At 50.9% G+C, this 15,893-nt stretch carries 12 protein-coding genes and 5 tRNA genes; all 17 read right to left on the bottom strand.

Annotation, left to right across the window (positions count from 1 at the left end):
• Positions 1 to 53 precede the first annotated feature (53 nt).
• Positions 54 to 4,262: a DNA-directed RNA polymerase subunit beta' gene (rpoC, locus tag AC3DKE_RS06495; RefSeq protein ID WP_379072237.1), complete on the bottom strand. Its 4,209-nt coding sequence runs from the start codon at positions 4,260 to 4,262 to the stop codon at positions 54 to 56.
• Positions 4,263 to 4,325: 63 nt separating this feature from the next.
• Positions 4,326 to 8,396: a DNA-directed RNA polymerase subunit beta gene (gene rpoB / locus AC3DKE_RS06490; protein WP_487990249.1), complete on the bottom strand. Its 4,071-nt coding sequence runs from the start codon at positions 8,394 to 8,396 to the stop codon at positions 4,326 to 4,328.
• 219 nt (positions 8,397 to 8,615) lie between these two features.
• Positions 8,616 to 8,984, bottom strand: coding sequence for a 50S ribosomal protein L7/L12 (rplL, locus tag AC3DKE_RS06485; protein WP_379072231.1), 369 nt, complete (start codon positions 8,982 to 8,984; stop codon positions 8,616 to 8,618).
• A gap of 48 nt (positions 8,985 to 9,032) precedes the next feature.
• Entirely contained in the window at positions 9,033 to 9,539 is a 507-nt protein-coding gene (gene rplJ, locus AC3DKE_RS06480; RefSeq protein ID WP_379072228.1) for a 50S ribosomal protein L10, read from the bottom strand.
• Between the two features lie 241 nt (positions 9,540 to 9,780).
• Entirely contained in the window at positions 9,781 to 10,476 is a 696-nt protein-coding gene (gene rplA, locus AC3DKE_RS06475) for a 50S ribosomal protein L1 (RefSeq protein WP_487990248.1), read from the bottom strand.
• Positions 10,477 to 10,478: 2 nt separating this feature from the next.
• Positions 10,479 to 10,910: a 50S ribosomal protein L11 gene (gene rplK / locus AC3DKE_RS06470; RefSeq protein WP_379072222.1), complete on the bottom strand. Its 432-nt coding sequence runs from the start codon at positions 10,908 to 10,910 to the stop codon at positions 10,479 to 10,481.
• 94 nt (positions 10,911 to 11,004) lie between these two features.
• Positions 11,005 to 11,538: a transcription termination/antitermination protein NusG gene (gene nusG / locus AC3DKE_RS06465; RefSeq protein ID WP_379072219.1), complete on the bottom strand. Its 534-nt coding sequence runs from the start codon at positions 11,536 to 11,538 to the stop codon at positions 11,005 to 11,007.
• Positions 11,539 to 11,551: 13 nt separating this feature from the next.
• Entirely contained in the window at positions 11,552 to 11,920 is a 369-nt protein-coding gene (gene secE / locus AC3DKE_RS06460; RefSeq protein ID WP_379072217.1) for a preprotein translocase subunit SecE, read from the bottom strand.
• Positions 11,921 to 11,969: 49 nt separating this feature from the next.
• Positions 11,970 to 12,045, bottom strand: a tRNA-Trp gene (locus tag AC3DKE_RS06455).
• Positions 12,046 to 12,094: 49 nt separating this feature from the next.
• Positions 12,095 to 13,285 (bottom strand): elongation factor Tu, encoded by a 1,191-nt coding sequence (gene tuf, locus AC3DKE_RS06450; RefSeq protein ID WP_340675025.1) that lies wholly within the window; start codon positions 13,283 to 13,285, stop codon positions 12,095 to 12,097.
• Between the two features lie 82 nt (positions 13,286 to 13,367).
• Positions 13,368 to 13,443 (bottom strand) — tRNA-Thr (locus AC3DKE_RS06445).
• A gap of 26 nt (positions 13,444 to 13,469) precedes the next feature.
• A tRNA-Gly gene (locus AC3DKE_RS06440) sits at positions 13,470 to 13,543 on the bottom strand.
• A 23-nt stretch (positions 13,544 to 13,566) separates the two neighbouring features.
• Positions 13,567 to 13,650, bottom strand: a tRNA-Tyr gene (locus AC3DKE_RS06435).
• A 58-nt stretch (positions 13,651 to 13,708) separates the two neighbouring features.
• Positions 13,709 to 13,784: transfer RNA gene (locus AC3DKE_RS06430), tRNA-Thr, on the bottom strand.
• Positions 13,785 to 13,890: 106 nt separating this feature from the next.
• Complete coding sequence (locus tag AC3DKE_RS06425; RefSeq protein WP_379072211.1) at positions 13,891 to 14,046, bottom strand: hypothetical protein; 156 nt, start codon at positions 14,044 to 14,046, stop codon at positions 13,891 to 13,893.
• Positions 14,043 to 14,765 carry a type III pantothenate kinase gene (locus AC3DKE_RS06420; protein ID WP_487990247.1) on the bottom strand — a complete coding sequence of 241 codons (723 nt, stop codon included), beginning with the start codon at positions 14,763 to 14,765 and terminating at the stop codon, positions 14,043 to 14,045. Before AC3DKE_RS06420 ends, AC3DKE_RS06425 begins: the two co-directional genes overlap by 4 nt.
• On the bottom strand, positions 14,762 to 15,724 hold the full coding sequence (locus AC3DKE_RS06415) for a biotin--[acetyl-CoA-carboxylase] ligase (protein WP_487990246.1): 963 nt from the start codon (positions 15,722 to 15,724) through the stop codon (positions 14,762 to 14,764). The genes AC3DKE_RS06420 and AC3DKE_RS06415 overlap by 4 nt, the downstream gene beginning before the upstream one ends.
• Positions 15,725 to 15,893 lie beyond the last annotated feature (169 nt).

Below are 15,893 nucleotides of genomic sequence, written 5' to 3'. Positions count from 1 at the left end.
ATTCTATGAGCAGTTCGGCCGCCCGTCAAGACGGCCGCCTACCCGTATCTAGCTTACTCTTCAGCCGAATTCAGCGCTTCCGAGAGTGCTTGTTCTACATCTGCTGCGCTTGGGCCTTGGTCTACAACCTTGGCCTCTAGGCGCTGCTGACGACGCTGTGCGTGATAAGCGAAGCCTGTGCCAGCTGGAATCAAACGACCAACAACGACGTTTTCTTTCAGACCGCGCAGGTCATCTTCTTTACCAGTTACAGCAGCTTCGGTCAGGACTCGTGTAGTTTCCTGGAATGACGCAGCCGAAATAAACGACTCTGTCGACAACGAAGCCTTGGTAATACCCATCAGGACACGTTGGAACTTGGCGCCGAACTTATCCATGCCGTTAAGCACTTCGTTTTCGTCTAGCACACGAGCCAACTCGACCTGCTCGCCTTGAATAAAGGTGCTGTCACCGTTTTCAGTGATTTCAACTTTACGCAACATCTGGCGAATAATAACTTCGATGTGCTTATCGTTAATTTTAACGCCTTGTAAGCGGTAAACGTCTTGGACTTCATTAACGATATACGTCGCCAACGCAGTCTCACCTTTCAAGCGAAGAATGTCGTGTGGATTTTGCGGGCCATCAGAAACGACCTCACCACGTGACACACGTTCGCCTTCGAAAACGTTGAGCTGGCGCCATTTTGGAATCAGCTCTTCGTAAACTTCAGCGCCGTCATCTGGCGTGATAACCAAACGGTGCTTACCTTTGGTCTCTTTGCCGTAGCTGACGATGCCGCTAATTTCCGCCAAGATTGCTGGTTCTTTCGGCTTACGCGCTTCGAACAAGTCAGCAACACGTGGCAAACCACCGGTGATGTCACGGGTTTTCGACGATTCTTGTGGAATACGGCCGATAACATCGCCAATACCGATTGTCGCGCCATCTTGCAAGGTTGTGATCGACTCTGATGGCAGGAAGTACTGCGCAGGCTGATCACTGCCTTCGATATTAATAATGTTGCCTTTGGCATCGAGCAAACGAATCGCCGGACGCAGCTCTTTACCAGCGGCTGGACGGTCTTTCGGATCCATAATTTCGATGTTAGTCAGACCTGTGAGTTCGTCAGTTTGATGGCGAACGGTCAAGCCGTCTTCCATGTCGACGAATTTCACATTACCGGCAAGCTCAGTCACGATGGGGTGGGTGTGTGGATCCCAGGTTGCAACAACCTGTCCGCCCTTCACTTCCTCGGCATCGGCTACAGTAATAACTGCACCGTATGGCAGTTTATAGCGCTCGCGCTCGCGACCACGTGAGTCGGCAATGCCGATTTCACCGGAACGCGATACGGCCACTAAGTTACCACCAGCGTGCTGCACCAACTTAATGTTGTGGAAGCGCACTTTACCGTCGTTGCGAACTTGCACGCTCGACACAGCAGAAGCACGGCTTGCCGCACCACCGATGTGGAAGGTACGCATGGTCAACTGCGTGCCTGGCTCACCGATCGACTGAGCGGCCATAACGCCGATAGCTTCACCGATGTTAACGCGATGACCACGCGCCAAGTCACGGCCATAGCACATCGAGCAAACGCCGAAGCGCGTGTTACAGGAAATAACCGAGCGCGCATAGACTTCATCGATGCCTGCGGCTTCTAAACGGTCAACCCAACGCTCATCGAGCAGCGTGCCTTTTGGTGCGAAAATTTCATCGCTGCCTGGCAGCAAGACATCGCTAGCAGTGACACGACCCAATACGCGTTCGCGCAATGGCTCAACGATGTCACCACCTTCAATTAGCGGCGTCATCACCACACCATTGCTGGTGCCGCAATCAATTTCAGTAACAACCAAATCTTGCGCAACGTCGACCAAACGACGCGTTAGATAACCGGAGTTAGCGGTTTTCAACGCGGTATCGGCGAGGCCTTTACGAGCACCGTGAGTCGAGATGAAGTACTGAAGAACCGTCAAACCTTCACGGAAGTTGGCTTTAATTGGTGTTTCAATAATCGAGCCGTCTGGCTTGGCCATCAGACCACGCATACCGGCAAGCTGACGAATCTGGGCGGCGGAACCACGAGCACCAGAGTCGGCCATGATGTAGATGGAGTTGAACGATTTCTGTTCTTCCATGCTGCCATCTTTGGCTTGTACGGTTTCAGTCGACAAGTTGTCCATCATGGCTTTAGCGACCAATTCATTGGTACGCGACCAAATGTCGACAACTTTGTTATAGCGTTCGCCTTTGGTCACCAAGCCTGAACCAAACTGCGCTTCAATTTCGCGCACTTCTTCTTCAGCACCATTGATGATGGTTTCTTTCTCAGCTGGAATGACCATGTCTTCCATGCCGACCGAAACGCCTGAGTATGTGGCTTGAGCAAAGCCCAAGTACATCAGTTGGTCAGCAAAAATAACAGTGTCTTTCAAGCCCAGCACGCGGTAGCAGCTGTTGAGCAAGCGCGAAATGTTCTTTTTCGTCATCGGCTGGTTGATCAGATCAAACGGCAGACCTTTCGGAACGATGTTCCAGAGCATGCAACGACCTGGCGTGGTATCAGCCAAGAATTTGCGCTCAATTTTGTTGCCATCTTCATCGATAGTGATTTCCAGCACGCGCACTTTAATGCGAGCGTGGATCTCCACTGCCTTGTTAGCCAAAGCACGTGTCACTTCGTTGTAGTCGGCGAAAATCATGCCTTCGCCTTTACCATTCACACGATCACGCGTGATGTAGTAAAGACCGAGCACCACGTCTTGCGACGGCACAATGATCGGCTCACCGTTGGCAGGCGACAGAATGTTGTTTGTCGACATCATCAGTGCGCGCGCTTCAAGCTGAGCTTCAATAGTCAGCGGCACGTGCACAGCCATTTGGTCACCGTCGAAGTCGGCGTTGAATGCCGTACATACCAGCGGATGCAGCTGGATGGCTTTACCTTCAATCAGGACCGGCTCAAACGCTTGCAGGCCGAGACGGTGAAGTGTCGGTGCGCGGTTAAGCATGACGGGATGTTCGCGAATCACGTCGGCGAGAATATCCCAAACTTCTGGAGTTTCACGCTCAACCATTTTCTTCGCGGCTTTAATCGTTGTCGCCAAGCCTTGGGCTTGGAGCTTGCCGAAAATGAAAGGCTTGAATAGTTCCAAAGCCATTTTCTTCGGCAGGCCGCACTGGTGCAGACGCAGAGTAGGGCCAACGGTAATAACCGAACGACCGGAGTAGTCAACGCGCTTGCCGAGCAAATTCTGGCGGAAACGACCTTGCTTACCCTTGATCATATCGGCCAAAGATTTCAGCGGACGCTTGTTGGTGCCAGTAATGGCGCGACCGCGACGACCGTTGTCAAGCAAGGCATCAACCGCTTCCTGCAACATGCGCTTTTCGTTGCGCACGATGATGTCAGGCGCGCTCAGATCGAGCAGGCGCTTGAGGCGGTTGTTACGGTTGATGACACGACGATAGAGATCGTTCAAGTCTGAGGTTGCAAAGCGGCCGCCATCGAGTGGCACCAAAGGACGCAAGTCCGGTGGCAGCACAGGCAGAACCGTCAGCACCATCCACTCAGGCTTGTTGCCCGAGCTTTGGAAGGACTCAACTAGCTTCAAACGCTTCGACAGCTTCTTCAGCTTAGTCTCAGAGTTTGTTGCAGGAATCTCTTCACGCAGACGCGTAATTTCTGATTCTAAGTCGATGTCGGCTAAGAGCAGCTGAATTGCTTCAGCGCCCATGCGCGCGTCGAACTCATCACCATGCTCTTCAAGAGCGGTGTAATACTCTTCATCGTTGAGCAGCTGACCTTTTTCAAGCGTGGTCATACCTGGATCAATAACGATAAAGCTTTCGAAATACAGCACGCGTTCGATATCACGCAGCGTCATATCAAGCAGCAGGCCGATACGCGATGGCAGTGATTTCAAGAACCAAATGTGTGCAGTTGGTGAAGCTAGTTCAATGTGGCCCATGCGCTCGCGGCGCACTTTCGCCATGGTGACTTCGACGCCGCACTTCTCGCAGATAACACCGCGGAACTTCATGCGTTTGTACTTACCGCACAAGCATTCGAAGTCTTTGATTGGGCCAAAGATTTTGGCGCAGAACAGGCCATCACGCTCTGGTTTGAACGTACGGTAGTTAATGGTTTCTGGCTTTTTAACTTCACCAAAAGACCATGAACGAATTAATTCTGGCGACGCCAGACCAATGCGGATGCGATCGAATTCTTCGACCACCTGACCTTGGTTGCGTAGTTGGCTGAGCAGATCTTTCAAGGCAATTCTCCCAAAGCAACATGTGAAGGTGGCGACCAAACTGGCCGCCACCACACGTCAGGCTTATTCGTTGTCCAATTCCATATTGATACCCAGCGAGCGAATCTCTTTCACCAATACGTTGAAAGATTCCGGCATACCTGGGTCCATGCGGTGATCGCCATCGACAATATTTTTGTAGACGCGCGTACGACCATTCACATCGTCGGACTTCACGGTGAGCATTTCTTGCAGGGTGTAGGCGGCGCCGTAGGCTTGCAACGCCCAGCACTCCATCTCCCCGAAACGCTGACCACCGAACTGTGCTTTACCGCCCAATGGTTGCTGCGTGACCAGCGAGTATGAACCCGTTGAACGCGCGTGCATCTTGTCATCGACCAAGTGGTTGAGCTTGAGCATGTACATGTAACCAACCGTGACTTGGCGATCGAAACGCTCGCCGGTACGACCGTCGTACAGCCATTGCTGACCATTCTCGTTCAGGCCTGCTAGCTTCAACAGTGACTTGATTTCGTTTTCATGAGCGCCGTCGAATACAGGCGTAGCGATAGGCACACCACCGCGCAAGTTTTTCGACATAGCGAACACTTCATCATCCGTCATCGAGTTCAAGTCTTCTTGCTGACCGCCGACGCCGTTGTAGATTTGATCCAAGTACTTACGTAGATCAGCAATCTTGCGCTGCTCATCGAGCATTTCGCCGATGCGCTCACCCAAGCCTTTAGCAGCCCAGCCTAAGTGAGTTTCAAGAATCTGGCCAACGTTCATACGTGATGGAACGCCAAGCGGGTTGAGCACGATATCAACTGGTTCGCCATGCTCATCATGCGGCATGTCTTCGACAGGCATGATGATGGAGACGACACCTTTGTTACCGTGACGGCCGGCCATTTTGTCACCAGGCTGAATGCGACGCTTCACAGCCAAGTAAACTTTGACGACTTTCAACACGCCATGAGCTAGGTCATCGCCAGTCATGATTTTGCGTTTCTTGTCTTCGAATTTCGCTTCGATGTCGGCTTGACGCTCAGCCAAGAACGTTTGTGCACGCTCAAGCTGCTCGGCAATACTTTCATCGGCTGGGCGAATCTCAAACCATTGCGCCAGATCTAGCTCAGCCAAGTCAGTTTCAGTGATCGCCGAACCTTTTTTCAGGCCAGCACCACCGTTGACTTTTTGACCAAGCAGGACTTCATGCAAACGTGCAGAGGTCGCTTCTTCAAAGATTCGATATTCTTCTTTCAAGTCTTTGCGGTAGTCATTGAGCTGTTCTTTCTCAATGGCTTTCGCACGCTCATCTTTCTCGATGCCGTCGCGCGTGAAGACTTGAACGTCAATCACGGTGCCCTTGGTGCCCGATGGAACACGTAAAGATGAATCTTTTACGTCACTGGCTTTTTCACCAAAGATGGCGCGCAGTAGTTTCTCTTCTGGTGATAGTTGCGTCTCGCCTTTAGGCGTGACTTTACCAACCAAAATATCACCAGCATTCACTTCTGCACCGATGTAGACAATGCCGGACTCATCGAGTTTCGACAGAGCGGCTTCGCCAACATTGGGGATATCTGCTGAAATTTCTTCAGAGCCCAACTTGGTATCACGCGCAATACACGACAATTCTTGGATGTGAATTGAAGTGAAGCGATCATCTTTTACAACGCGCTCAGACAACAAGATCGAATCTTCGAAGTTGTAGCCATTCCACGGCATAAAGGCGACGCGCATATTTTGGCCAAGCGCCAACTCACCCATATCGACAGAAGGACCATCGGCTAGGATGTCACCAATTTCAACCGCATCGCCGACGTTTACTAATGCACGCTGGTTGATACAGGTATTTTGGTTCGAGCGAGTGTACTTGGTCAGGTTATAGATGTCGGCACCAGCCTCACCCATCACCACTTCTTCGTTACGAACACGCACAACGATACGTGCGGCATCGACATAATCGATAACACCACCACGTTTCGCCACCACACAGACGCCAGAGTCACGGGCGACATAGCGCTCCATGCCGGTACCCACGAGTGGTTTGTCAGCGCGCAATGTTGGCACGGCTTGACGTTGCATGTTCGAACCCATGAGTGCGCGGTTGGCGTCATCGTGTTCCAAGAATGGAATCAACGAAGCTGCAACCGAAACCACCTGACGTGGCGACACGTCCATGTAGGTGACCTTCTCAGGCGCCATCACGGTAAATTCGTTTTTGTGACGCACAGCAACTAGGTCGTCAACTAATGAGCCTTTTTTGTCTACCTGCGAGTCCGCCTGAGCAATAACTTCCTCAGCTTCTTCAATGGCAGACAAATACACATAGTCATCAGTAACCAAACCATCGATCACTTTACGGTAAGGTGATTCAAGGAAGCCGTAGTGGTTGGTACGAGCAAAACTCGCCAACGAGTTGATCAAACCAATGTTTGGACCTTCTGGCGTCTCGATTGGACAAACACGACCATAATGCGTTGGGTGAACGTCGCGGACTTCGAAGCCTGCGCGCTCACGAGTTAAACCGCCCGGGCCTAACGCTGAAACACGACGCTTGTGCGTAATTTCAGATAGCGGGTTGTTTTGGTCCATGAACTGCGACAGCTGCGATGAGCCGAAGAACTCTTTAATGGCAGCCGAAACTGGCTTGGCATTAATTAAGTCTTGCGGCATCAAGTTGTCGGATTCGGCCATCGACAAGCGCTCTTTAACAGCGCGCTCAACACGAACCAAACCAACGCGGAATTGGTTTTCGGTCATCTCGCCAACAGAGCGAATACGACGGTTACCCAAATGGTCGATGTCGTCGACTTCGCCTTTGCCGTTACGGATATCAATCATGCCGCGAACGACATCAACAATATCTTCACGCGACAAGACGCCTTCGCCGAAATCGCTATCACGATTTAAGCGACGGTTGAATTTCATACGACCGACGTTTGATAGGTCATAACGCTCAGGTGAGAAGAACAGGTTTTTAAACAAGTTCTCAGCCGCTTCTTTAGTGGGCGGCTCGCCTGGGCGCATCATGCGATAAATTTCGACCAGCGCTTCCAGCTCAGAGCGTGCAGGATCTGCTCGTAAGGTATCCGCGAGGAATGGGCCGTGGTCTAGATCGTTGGTGTAAATAATGCTGAAAGCTTTAACGCCGCCTTGCACGATTTTCTTCAACGATTCATCGGTGATGATGCTGTTGCAGTCCGCTAAAACTTCGCCAGTTTTTGTGTCGACAAGATTTTTCGCCAGCACTTTACCGAATAAGTATTCAGCAGGAACGTCGAGCTGAGTCAGACCGGCTTTCTCGATGTCGCGAATGTGACGCGCAGTGATGCGGCGGCCGGACTCAACAATGGTTTTGCCTTTGACAACGATATCAAACAGTGCTGTTTCACCGCGCAGACGTTCGGCGATCAAGTCTAACTTGAAGCCCTCTGCGGTGACGGCAACATTGCTCGAGTCGAAGAACATGTCGAGCATTTCTTCGGAGTTATAGCCTAAAGCGCGCAGCAAAATAGTCGCTGGCAATTTGCGGCGACGATCGATACGTGCGAATACCAAATCTTTAGGATCGAACTCGAAGTCTAGCCACGAGCCACGGTAAGGAATAATGCGCGCGTTATAGAGCAGCTTGCCCGATGAGTGCGTTTTACCTTTGTCATGGTCAAAGAATACGCCTGGCGAACGATGCAACTGAGACACGATAACGCGCTCAGTACCATTGATCACGAAGGTACCGTTTTCGGTCATTAAAGGCATTTCGCCCATATAGACTTCTTGCTCACGGATATCTTTGATGGTTTTAACAGAAGCTTCGCGATCATAAATAATCAGGCGAATTTTTACGCGCAATGGAGCTGCGTAAGTGACGCCACGGCTAACGCACTCGCGCACGTCAAACATTGGCGTGCCGAGAGCGTACTCGACAAATTCTAGTGCCGCATTACCGGAATAGCTGGCGATAGGAAAAACTGACCGAAAGGCCGCTTGAAGACCAACGTCTTCGCGCGATTTCGGAGTCTTGCCATCCTGCAGGAAGGCTCGATACGAGTCGACCTGAATAGCCAGAAGATAGGGCACGTCCATCAGTGCCGGGAGCTTACCGAAGTTCTTTCGGATGCGTTTCTTCTCGGTGTAAGAGTATGCCATCTGGGTCCTCAACTATGCTTGAGCCTCGAAAAGGCGTCACTTTCATACGGCAAAGTGACGGCCTGAAAGGTTGCTTGGGCAACCGCTCAGGCCGGCACTCGGCGACCTGTGCCCGCATAAATATGCCAAAGCATACTTAAACGGAAAAAGGCCGGAGGCTCGGCGAGCCTCCAGCCGTGCAGCGTACTGGGCTAAGCCCGCACCCCGTCTGTTGCCAAATTACTTGACTTCGACAGTTGCGCCAGCTTCTTCCAGTTGCTTTTTCACATCTTCAGCTTCGTCTTTCGACACAGCTTCTTTCACTGCTTTTGGAGCTGCTTCAACCAAATCTTTGGCTTCTTTCAAGCCCAGACCGGTGATCGCACGAACAGCTTTAATAACAGCAACTTTGTTAGCACCGAAGCTGGTCATAACAACGTTGAATTCTGTTTGCTCTTCTTCAACAGCAGCACCACCAGCAACGGCAGCAACGGCAACAGCAGCAGCAGAAACGCCGAACTTTTCTTCAACAGCTGAAATCAGTTCAACTAATTCCATCACTGTCATTTCAGCAACGGCGTTTAGAATATCGTCTTTGGACAGAGCCATGTTCAATCTCCCAATAGGGTTTATATAGGTGTGTATTTCAAGCAGCGATTAAGCGGCTTCTTTCTGTTCTTTGACCGACGTCATCAGTCGGGCGAACTTCGAAATTGGCGCTTGCAGTACCGAAGCAAACATAGTGAGGGCTTGCTCGCGATTCGGCAGCTTAGCCACAACATCAATGTCTTCTGCACCGTAGAGTTTGCCGTCAATTGACAAGGCTTTAACCGCTAGCGGTGACTTCGGGAAATCCTTGCGGAAGTCTTGGAAAATACGAGCGGCAGCGCCCATATCATTTTCATCCATAGACAATGCAATGATCGTCGGACCCACTAACGAGGCATCTAAAACCTCAAAAGCGGTGCCAGCAATGGCACGACGAGCCAATGTGTTACGCACTACACGTAAATACACTGACTTATCACGAGCTTGAGCGCGGAGCTGAGTTAACTGCCCAACGGTTAGGCCGCGATAGTCGGCGACGACTGCAGCAAAGGCCTCGCTGGCCGCTTTATTGACGGCAACAACGATTTCTTTCTTATCTTCTAGTCGCAGAGTCACTGTAACCTCCTTAACTTCAGTCTATCGGCGGAGAATCCGCCGACCCCATTTGCAGCAATGCTGCACGCGGGGGGGTTACAGAGCTCTTCAGCTTGAAACCACACCGCGTCTACCCAGGCTGTTGGATTAAGCCCCTTAACATCAAGGGCACCTGTGGTCTTTGACGCTCGCCTGCAAGCAGGCGACTTTCAAAGTACCTTCACAACTCTAGGCACCTGCCTAAAGTCGAAAATTTTTAGTCTTAAACTGCTAAGTTCGACAGGTCGATCGTTAGGCCTGGACCCATCGTTGTCGACAAGGTTACTTTCTGCAGGTAAATGCCCTTGCTAGTAGCTGGCTTTGCTTTCTTCAAGTCAGCAACCAAAGCTTCTACGTTTTGGCGGATAGCATCGCTGCTGAAGCCAGTTTGACCAACGGCTGCGTGGATAATGCCACCTTTGTCTACACGGTAGCGAGCTTGACCAGCTTTGGCATTTTTAACGGCTGTTGCGACATCTGGGGTCACGGTGCCGACTTTGGGGTTAGGCATCAAGCCACGTGGACCCAAAACTGTACCGAGCTTACCAACGACACGCATAGCATCTGGTGAGGCAATAACTACGTCGAAGTCTAGATTGCCGGCCTGAATTGATTCAGCCAGATCATCAAAACCAACAATGTCAGCACCAGCTGCCTTAGCGGCCTCGGCATTTGCACCCTGCGCAAAAACAGCAACGCGCACTGTTTTACCTGTGCCGGCTGGCAGCACGGTAGCACCACGAACGACCTGGTCGGATTTACGTGGGTCAATACCCAAGTTCACGGCCACGTCGATTGATTCTTTAAACTTTGGTGCTGGCAATGCAGCTAAAAGGCTTACAGCCTCTTCGATGCTATAGAGCTTGCCTGGAACCAACTGAGCTTTGATAGCGGCTTGACGCTTGCTTAACTTAGCCATGATTAGACTCCCTCAACATCAAGGCCCATGGAACGGGCAGAGCCAGCCAATGTACGCACAGCGGCGTCCATATTAGAAGCAGTTAGATCTGGCTTCTTGATAGTGGCAATCTCTTCCAGCTGAGCACGAGTAACCTTGCCAACTTTTTGAGTATTTGGACGCGGTGAGCCACTTTTCAGGCCAACAGCTTTTTTCAGCAAGTAAGTTGCTGGAGGTGTTTTCATCACAAATGTGAAGGAGCGATCTGAATACACCGTGATGACGACGGGGATCGGCTGACCAACTTCCATTTTCTGTGTGGCAGCGTTAAATGCCTTACAGAATTCCATGATGTTTACGCCTTTCTGACCCAGAGCTGGACCAATGGGTGGCGATGGGTTTGCCTTGCCTGCAGGAACCTGCAGTTTGATATAGGCATCAATCTTCTTTGCCATGCTACTACTCCGTGGGTGCAAGCGCCTTGCGGCTCCCCGTATCTACTCAAACAGACTATCTGCCCGAGGTTGCAGCGCCTAAACGCTGCAAAAATTAAACTTTTTCTACTTGGGTGAACTCAAGCTCAACTGGCGTAGCGCGACCAAAGATCATCACAGCCACACGCAAACGGCTCTTCTCGTAGTTCACTTCTTCAACTGTGCCGTTGAAGTCGGCGAATGGGCCATCGGCCACACGAACCACTTCACCCGGCTCAAACAATGTTTTTGGACGCGGCGCATCAACGTTTGTTTTAATGCGATTCAAAATCACATCCGCTTCGCGATCACTAATCGGCGCCGGCTTATCTGCCTTGCCACCGATAAAGCCCATGACCTTCGGGCACTCTTTAACCAAGTGCCAGCTGGCGTCATTCATTTCCATATTCACCAAAACGTAGCCGGGGAAGAACTTCCGCTCAGTCTTACGCTTGACGCCATTTTTCATTTCAACGACTTCTTCTGTCGGAACAAGAATATCGCCAAACAAATCTTCCATTTCAGCCAAGCGCACACGTTCAATGAGCGAGCGCATTACTTGCTTTTCGAAGCCTGAATAGGCGTGCACTACAAACCAACGCTTACTCATCGATGCCTCCTAATTAGCCAATAACCGCTGAAATGGCCAAGCCAAACAACGAGTCCATGCCCCATAACAGCAGCGACATAATCAAAACAACGACCAAAACGATTAGTGTTGTTTGTGTCGTCTCGGAACGAGTAGGCCAAACCACCTTACGAACTTCCACCTGCGCCTGGCGCAACAAGTCAATAAAGCTACGACCTTGGCTGGTAGTGAAAACCAGAGCTAGCGCAACAGCACCGAGACCCAACATCATCAAAAGACGCATGATGGAGGATAATTCTGGCAGGTAGCGACTCAACACAGTAGCTGATGCTAGAAGCACCATGGCCAACAGCCACTTTACTTTGTTGAGCGGATCACGAACGGTTTCGACCGGTGTCGTCATATATCTAAACTCTCAGACACGACAAAAACGCGTTACCGCGCCTTGAAAATGGCAGGCCAGGAGGGACTCGAACCCCCAACACCCGGTTTTGGAGACCGGTGCTCTACCAATTGAACTACTGGCCTGTAAAACAAAGGCTCGCTACCCGAAAGCGGCGAGCCAAGTTACATCTGCTTAGGCGAAGATTTTAGCAACAACACCAGCGCCGACGGTACGACCGCCTTCACGGATGGCGAAGCGCAAGCCTTCTTCCATAGCAATTGGTGCGATCAGCGTGACGTTCACGTTGATGTTGTCGCCAGGCATAACCATCTCTACGCCTTCGGCCAACTCAATAGCGCCTGTCACGTCTGTTGTACGGAAGTAGAACTGTGGGCGGTAGCCTTTGAAGAATGGCGTGTGACGACCACCTTCTTCTTTGCTCAGCACATAGATTTCCGATTCAAACTGGGTGTGTGGCTTGATCGTGCCTGGCTTAGCCAGAACCTGACCACGCTGCACGTCTTCACGCTTAGTACCACGCAGCAACACGCCGCAGTTCTCGCCTGCACGACCTTCGTCGAGCAATTTGCGGAACATTTCAACGCCAGTACAGGTCGTTTTAACAGTGTCTTTCAAACCAACGATTTCGATTTCTTCGCCGACTTTAACGATGCCACGCTCAACACGACCAGTCACAACAGTACCGCGACCAGAGATGGAGAATACGTCTTCGATAGGCATCAGGAATGGCTTGTCGATTGCACGTAGTGGCTCTGGGATATAGCTATCCAGTGTTTCAACTAGTTTAGCAATCGCAGGCATGCCGAACTCGGTTGTTTCGCCGTTCAATGCTTGCAGCGCTGAACCACGGATGACTGGCGTGTCATCGCCTGGGAATTTGTACATGGTTAGAAGTTCGCGAACTTCCATTTCCACCAATTCCAGCAGCTCTTCGTCATCGACGAGGTCGCATTTGTTCAAGAACACAACGATGTATGGAACGCCAACTTGACGTGATAGCAGGATGTGCTCACGTGTTTGCGCCATAGGGCCGTCAGTTGCCGCGATCACGAGGATAGCGCCGTCCATTTGAGCAGCACCGGTGATCATGTTTTTCACATAGTCAGCGTGACCTGGGCAGTCGACGTGCGCGTAGTGGCGAATCGGGCTGTCGTATTCAACGTGCGATGTATTAATCGTAATACCACGAGCCTTTTCTTCAGGGCTCGAATCGATTTGGTCGTAGCCTTTAGCGTCGCCGCCATAAAGCTTAGCGCACGATGTAGCGATAGCAGCTGTCAGCGTGGTTTTGCCATGGTCGACGTGACCAATAGTGCCGACGTTGACGTGCGGTTTATTACGTTCAAACTTTGACTTTGCCATGACCTACTCCGAACACGCGCTCGTGCGCACAAGTAAAAAACAACAAAAGACAACCGCCCGTTAGACGACTGCCTATTTTAAATGGAGCTCATAACCGGATTCGAACCGGTGACCTCTTCCTTACCAAGGAAGTGCTCTACCTACTGAGCTATATGAGCCTTTAATTCCAATTCTCCAGCAATGCTGGAGCGGGTAGCGGGAATCGAACCCGCACCATTAGCTTGGAAGGCTAAGGTTCTACCACTAAACTATACCCGCATATTTCTGCTGAGCTGCTGCAATGGTGGTGGGAGAAGGATTCGAACCTTCGAAGCTTTCGCGTCAGATTTACAGTCTGATCCCTTTGACCGCTCGGGAATCCCACCTTTACAAGTACTTAAGCTCTATACAGCCTAAGCAGTACTCCATTTACACGCTCTCGCTTGGTGCCGGCACCAGGAGTCGAACCCGGGACCTACTGATTACAAGTCAGTTGCTCTACCAGCTGAGCTATACCGGCTTCTTCATACGAGGCGCAGAAGTTTAATGAATACTGCGACGGTAAACAACACCGTTTTACGCTTTTCGTATGTACAACCGCTCTTTATTTCAGCAGTTGCACATATCTAGCGCTCAGTTGCGGACTTAGCTGGGCTCCAAAGTGACAAAGGAGCATCGCGCGTAACACGATCGGCTGTTTGTACGCTAGCTCCTGCCTGCCAATAAATCATCGCAGCAAGGAGCAGTGCAACAGCACTTAACGCCAAAGCAGTGGACTTCATTTATTTCCCTCAATAAGGTGGCCTAGTGCGATGAGCATACCTTCAAACACTAATAGTGGGCGTTTTTCAGCTTCGAGATGGCCTTCGAAATAAGGCGCATCTCCCCCCGTTATATATTGCGAGGCGCGCTCAACAGTTTGGCCAAACTCTTCACCGACATCATTGGCAAGCGCCACTAGCGCACGCAAACTGCCATGACTCACGCACTCACCCGTTGACAGCCCAAGACGTACTTCGCCGAGCTGAGATCGGGGAAAACTCACTGCGGCTGTTTGTTGCGCCAAAACATCACGCTGCAATCTCAAGCCAGGAAGGATATATCCCCCCTGATGCTTACCATTTCTCAGCACATCAATCGTGCAGGCTGTACCAGCATCGATTACGACCGCTTCGCCGCGCTTGGCAAAAGGCAGTAACGCAAGCCAACGATCAATCCCCAGCTGCTCGGGAAACTCATATGAAGTCGCCAGTAGGCCTGCATCGTATTGAAGCCGGAAAACCTGAATAGAAGGCAAATAACTTTTGAGCGTCGAACTAACTAGCTGATAGCTTTCTCGAGCGGCAACAGAGGCAATAGCCACTACTGTAATAGAGGTGGCATTACGCTCTAACCACACTGCAAGCGTATGATTATCGACGACCTCACCCACCAACTGCAGCGATTCGCCGTGAGCACATGCTTTTAAACGCGTATTGCCGAGATCTATTAATAGCTTCATGTATTTATTCGCACACTTACTTCGCCAGAATGGCAACGCACTATTTCAGAGTTGCATTCAATTAGTAAGGCGCCCTGCTCATCAATTCCATGAGCGATACCCTCACGCCATTCACCTTGATGCTCGAAGCTAACTAATAGCCCAAAAAGTGCATCGTAACTGGGCCAGAGCTGGCGCCACGATACCAGCCCAAAACGACTAAAATCTGTCAGCATCTGGATTAAGTTGCTGCAAAGTACGGCTAATAACGCATGGCGATCGTAGTCAATACTCATGTCTTGTAACGATGCTACAGGCCTTGCCAGAAGTTGCTTTTCAGAATCTAACAGCAGCTCATTTATACCGAAGCCAATAATTAAGCGGCTAGGGCCCTCCGCCATGGCATCCATTTCAACCAAAATACCACCCAGCTTCTCTCCATGCAGCCACAAGTCATTTGGCCACTTCAACTCAACGGGCCATCCCAGCTGACGCAAGCTAGATGCCAGGCTTAGACCTACAGCAATAGCCACACCTACCCACGCAATTGGACCCTGAGCAGACACAAGGCCGATGCTTGCCGTAATTTGCCGACCCGGTAGGCTCATCCATTCCCGCCCACGACGCCCCTGACCTTTCTGCTGAAAATCAGTCACTGCAATATGCATCTCTCCAAGTGCTGCTTGAGAAATGTGCTCGCGCATCCAAATATTTGTTGAGTCAACACGATTAAGTACAAGGCAACTTGTTAAGGCTGTTAGGCCGTTTAAGTGAACCTTTAATATCGATTCATCCCACCATGCGTAGCGATAAGCAAGTTTGTAGCCCACTCGCGGCAATGCCTCGATCAGCACTCCGGACTCTCTAAGGGTATTAATGCGCTTTGCAATCGCTGCGCGCGTACAGCCAAACCGTTCGGCAAGGCGCTCACCAGATGTGGGTTCGTCGGCAGATAGCGCAAGCAATAACGATAACGGCATGGGTTCGCCAGAAAACTAAACAATGGTGGCTGATCATAGCGTTGAAAGCATGCCCCGTAAAAGCAACTTACAGTCGTATACGAGTCCCAGCGGGTGTGAGTTGCGTGCCCTTTCTCAAATTTCAGGCAGCAAAAAGCCCCCGTCATTTCTGACGAGGGCTGTTGCATTA

The organism is Paraperlucidibaca sp. (assembly GCF_982810325.1).
Note: the sequence above shows the minus strand (reverse complement) of the source record. Positions and strands in the feature narration are given on the sequence as shown.

Bases quoted from the DNA above. Each gene is read 5' to 3' on its own strand.
- nusG (WP_379072219.1), bottom strand. From the start codon at position 11,538: ATGAGTAAGCGTTGGTTTGTAGTGCACGCCTATTCAGGCTTCGAAAAG.
- rplK (WP_379072222.1), bottom strand. From the start codon at position 10,910: ATGGCAAAGAAGATTGATGCCTATATCAAACTGCAGGTTCCTGCAGGC.
- rpoB (WP_487990249.1), bottom strand. From the start codon at position 8,396: ATGGCATACTCTTACACCGAGAAGAAACGCATCCGAAAGAACTTCGGT.
- secE (WP_379072217.1), bottom strand. From the start codon at position 11,920: ATGACGACACCGGTCGAAACCGTTCGTGATCCGCTCAACAAAGTAAAG.
- rplA (WP_487990248.1), bottom strand. From the start codon at position 10,476: ATGGCTAAGTTAAGCAAGCGTCAAGCCGCTATCAAAGCTCAGTTGGTT.
- AC3DKE_RS06415 (WP_487990246.1), bottom strand. From the start codon at position 15,724: ATGCCGTTATCGTTATTGCTTGCGCTATCTGCCGACGAACCCACATCT.
- AC3DKE_RS06420 (WP_487990247.1), bottom strand. From the start codon at position 14,765: ATGAAGCTATTAATAGATCTCGGCAATACGCGTTTAAAAGCATGTGCT.
- AC3DKE_RS06425 (WP_379072211.1), bottom strand. From the start codon at position 14,046: ATGAAGTCCACTGCTTTGGCGTTAAGTGCTGTTGCACTGCTCCTTGCT.
- tuf (WP_340675025.1), bottom strand. From the start codon at position 13,285: ATGGCAAAGTCAAAGTTTGAACGTAATAAACCGCACGTCAACGTCGGC.
- rplL (WP_379072231.1), bottom strand. From the start codon at position 8,984: ATGGCTCTGTCCAAAGACGATATTCTAAACGCCGTTGCTGAAATGACA.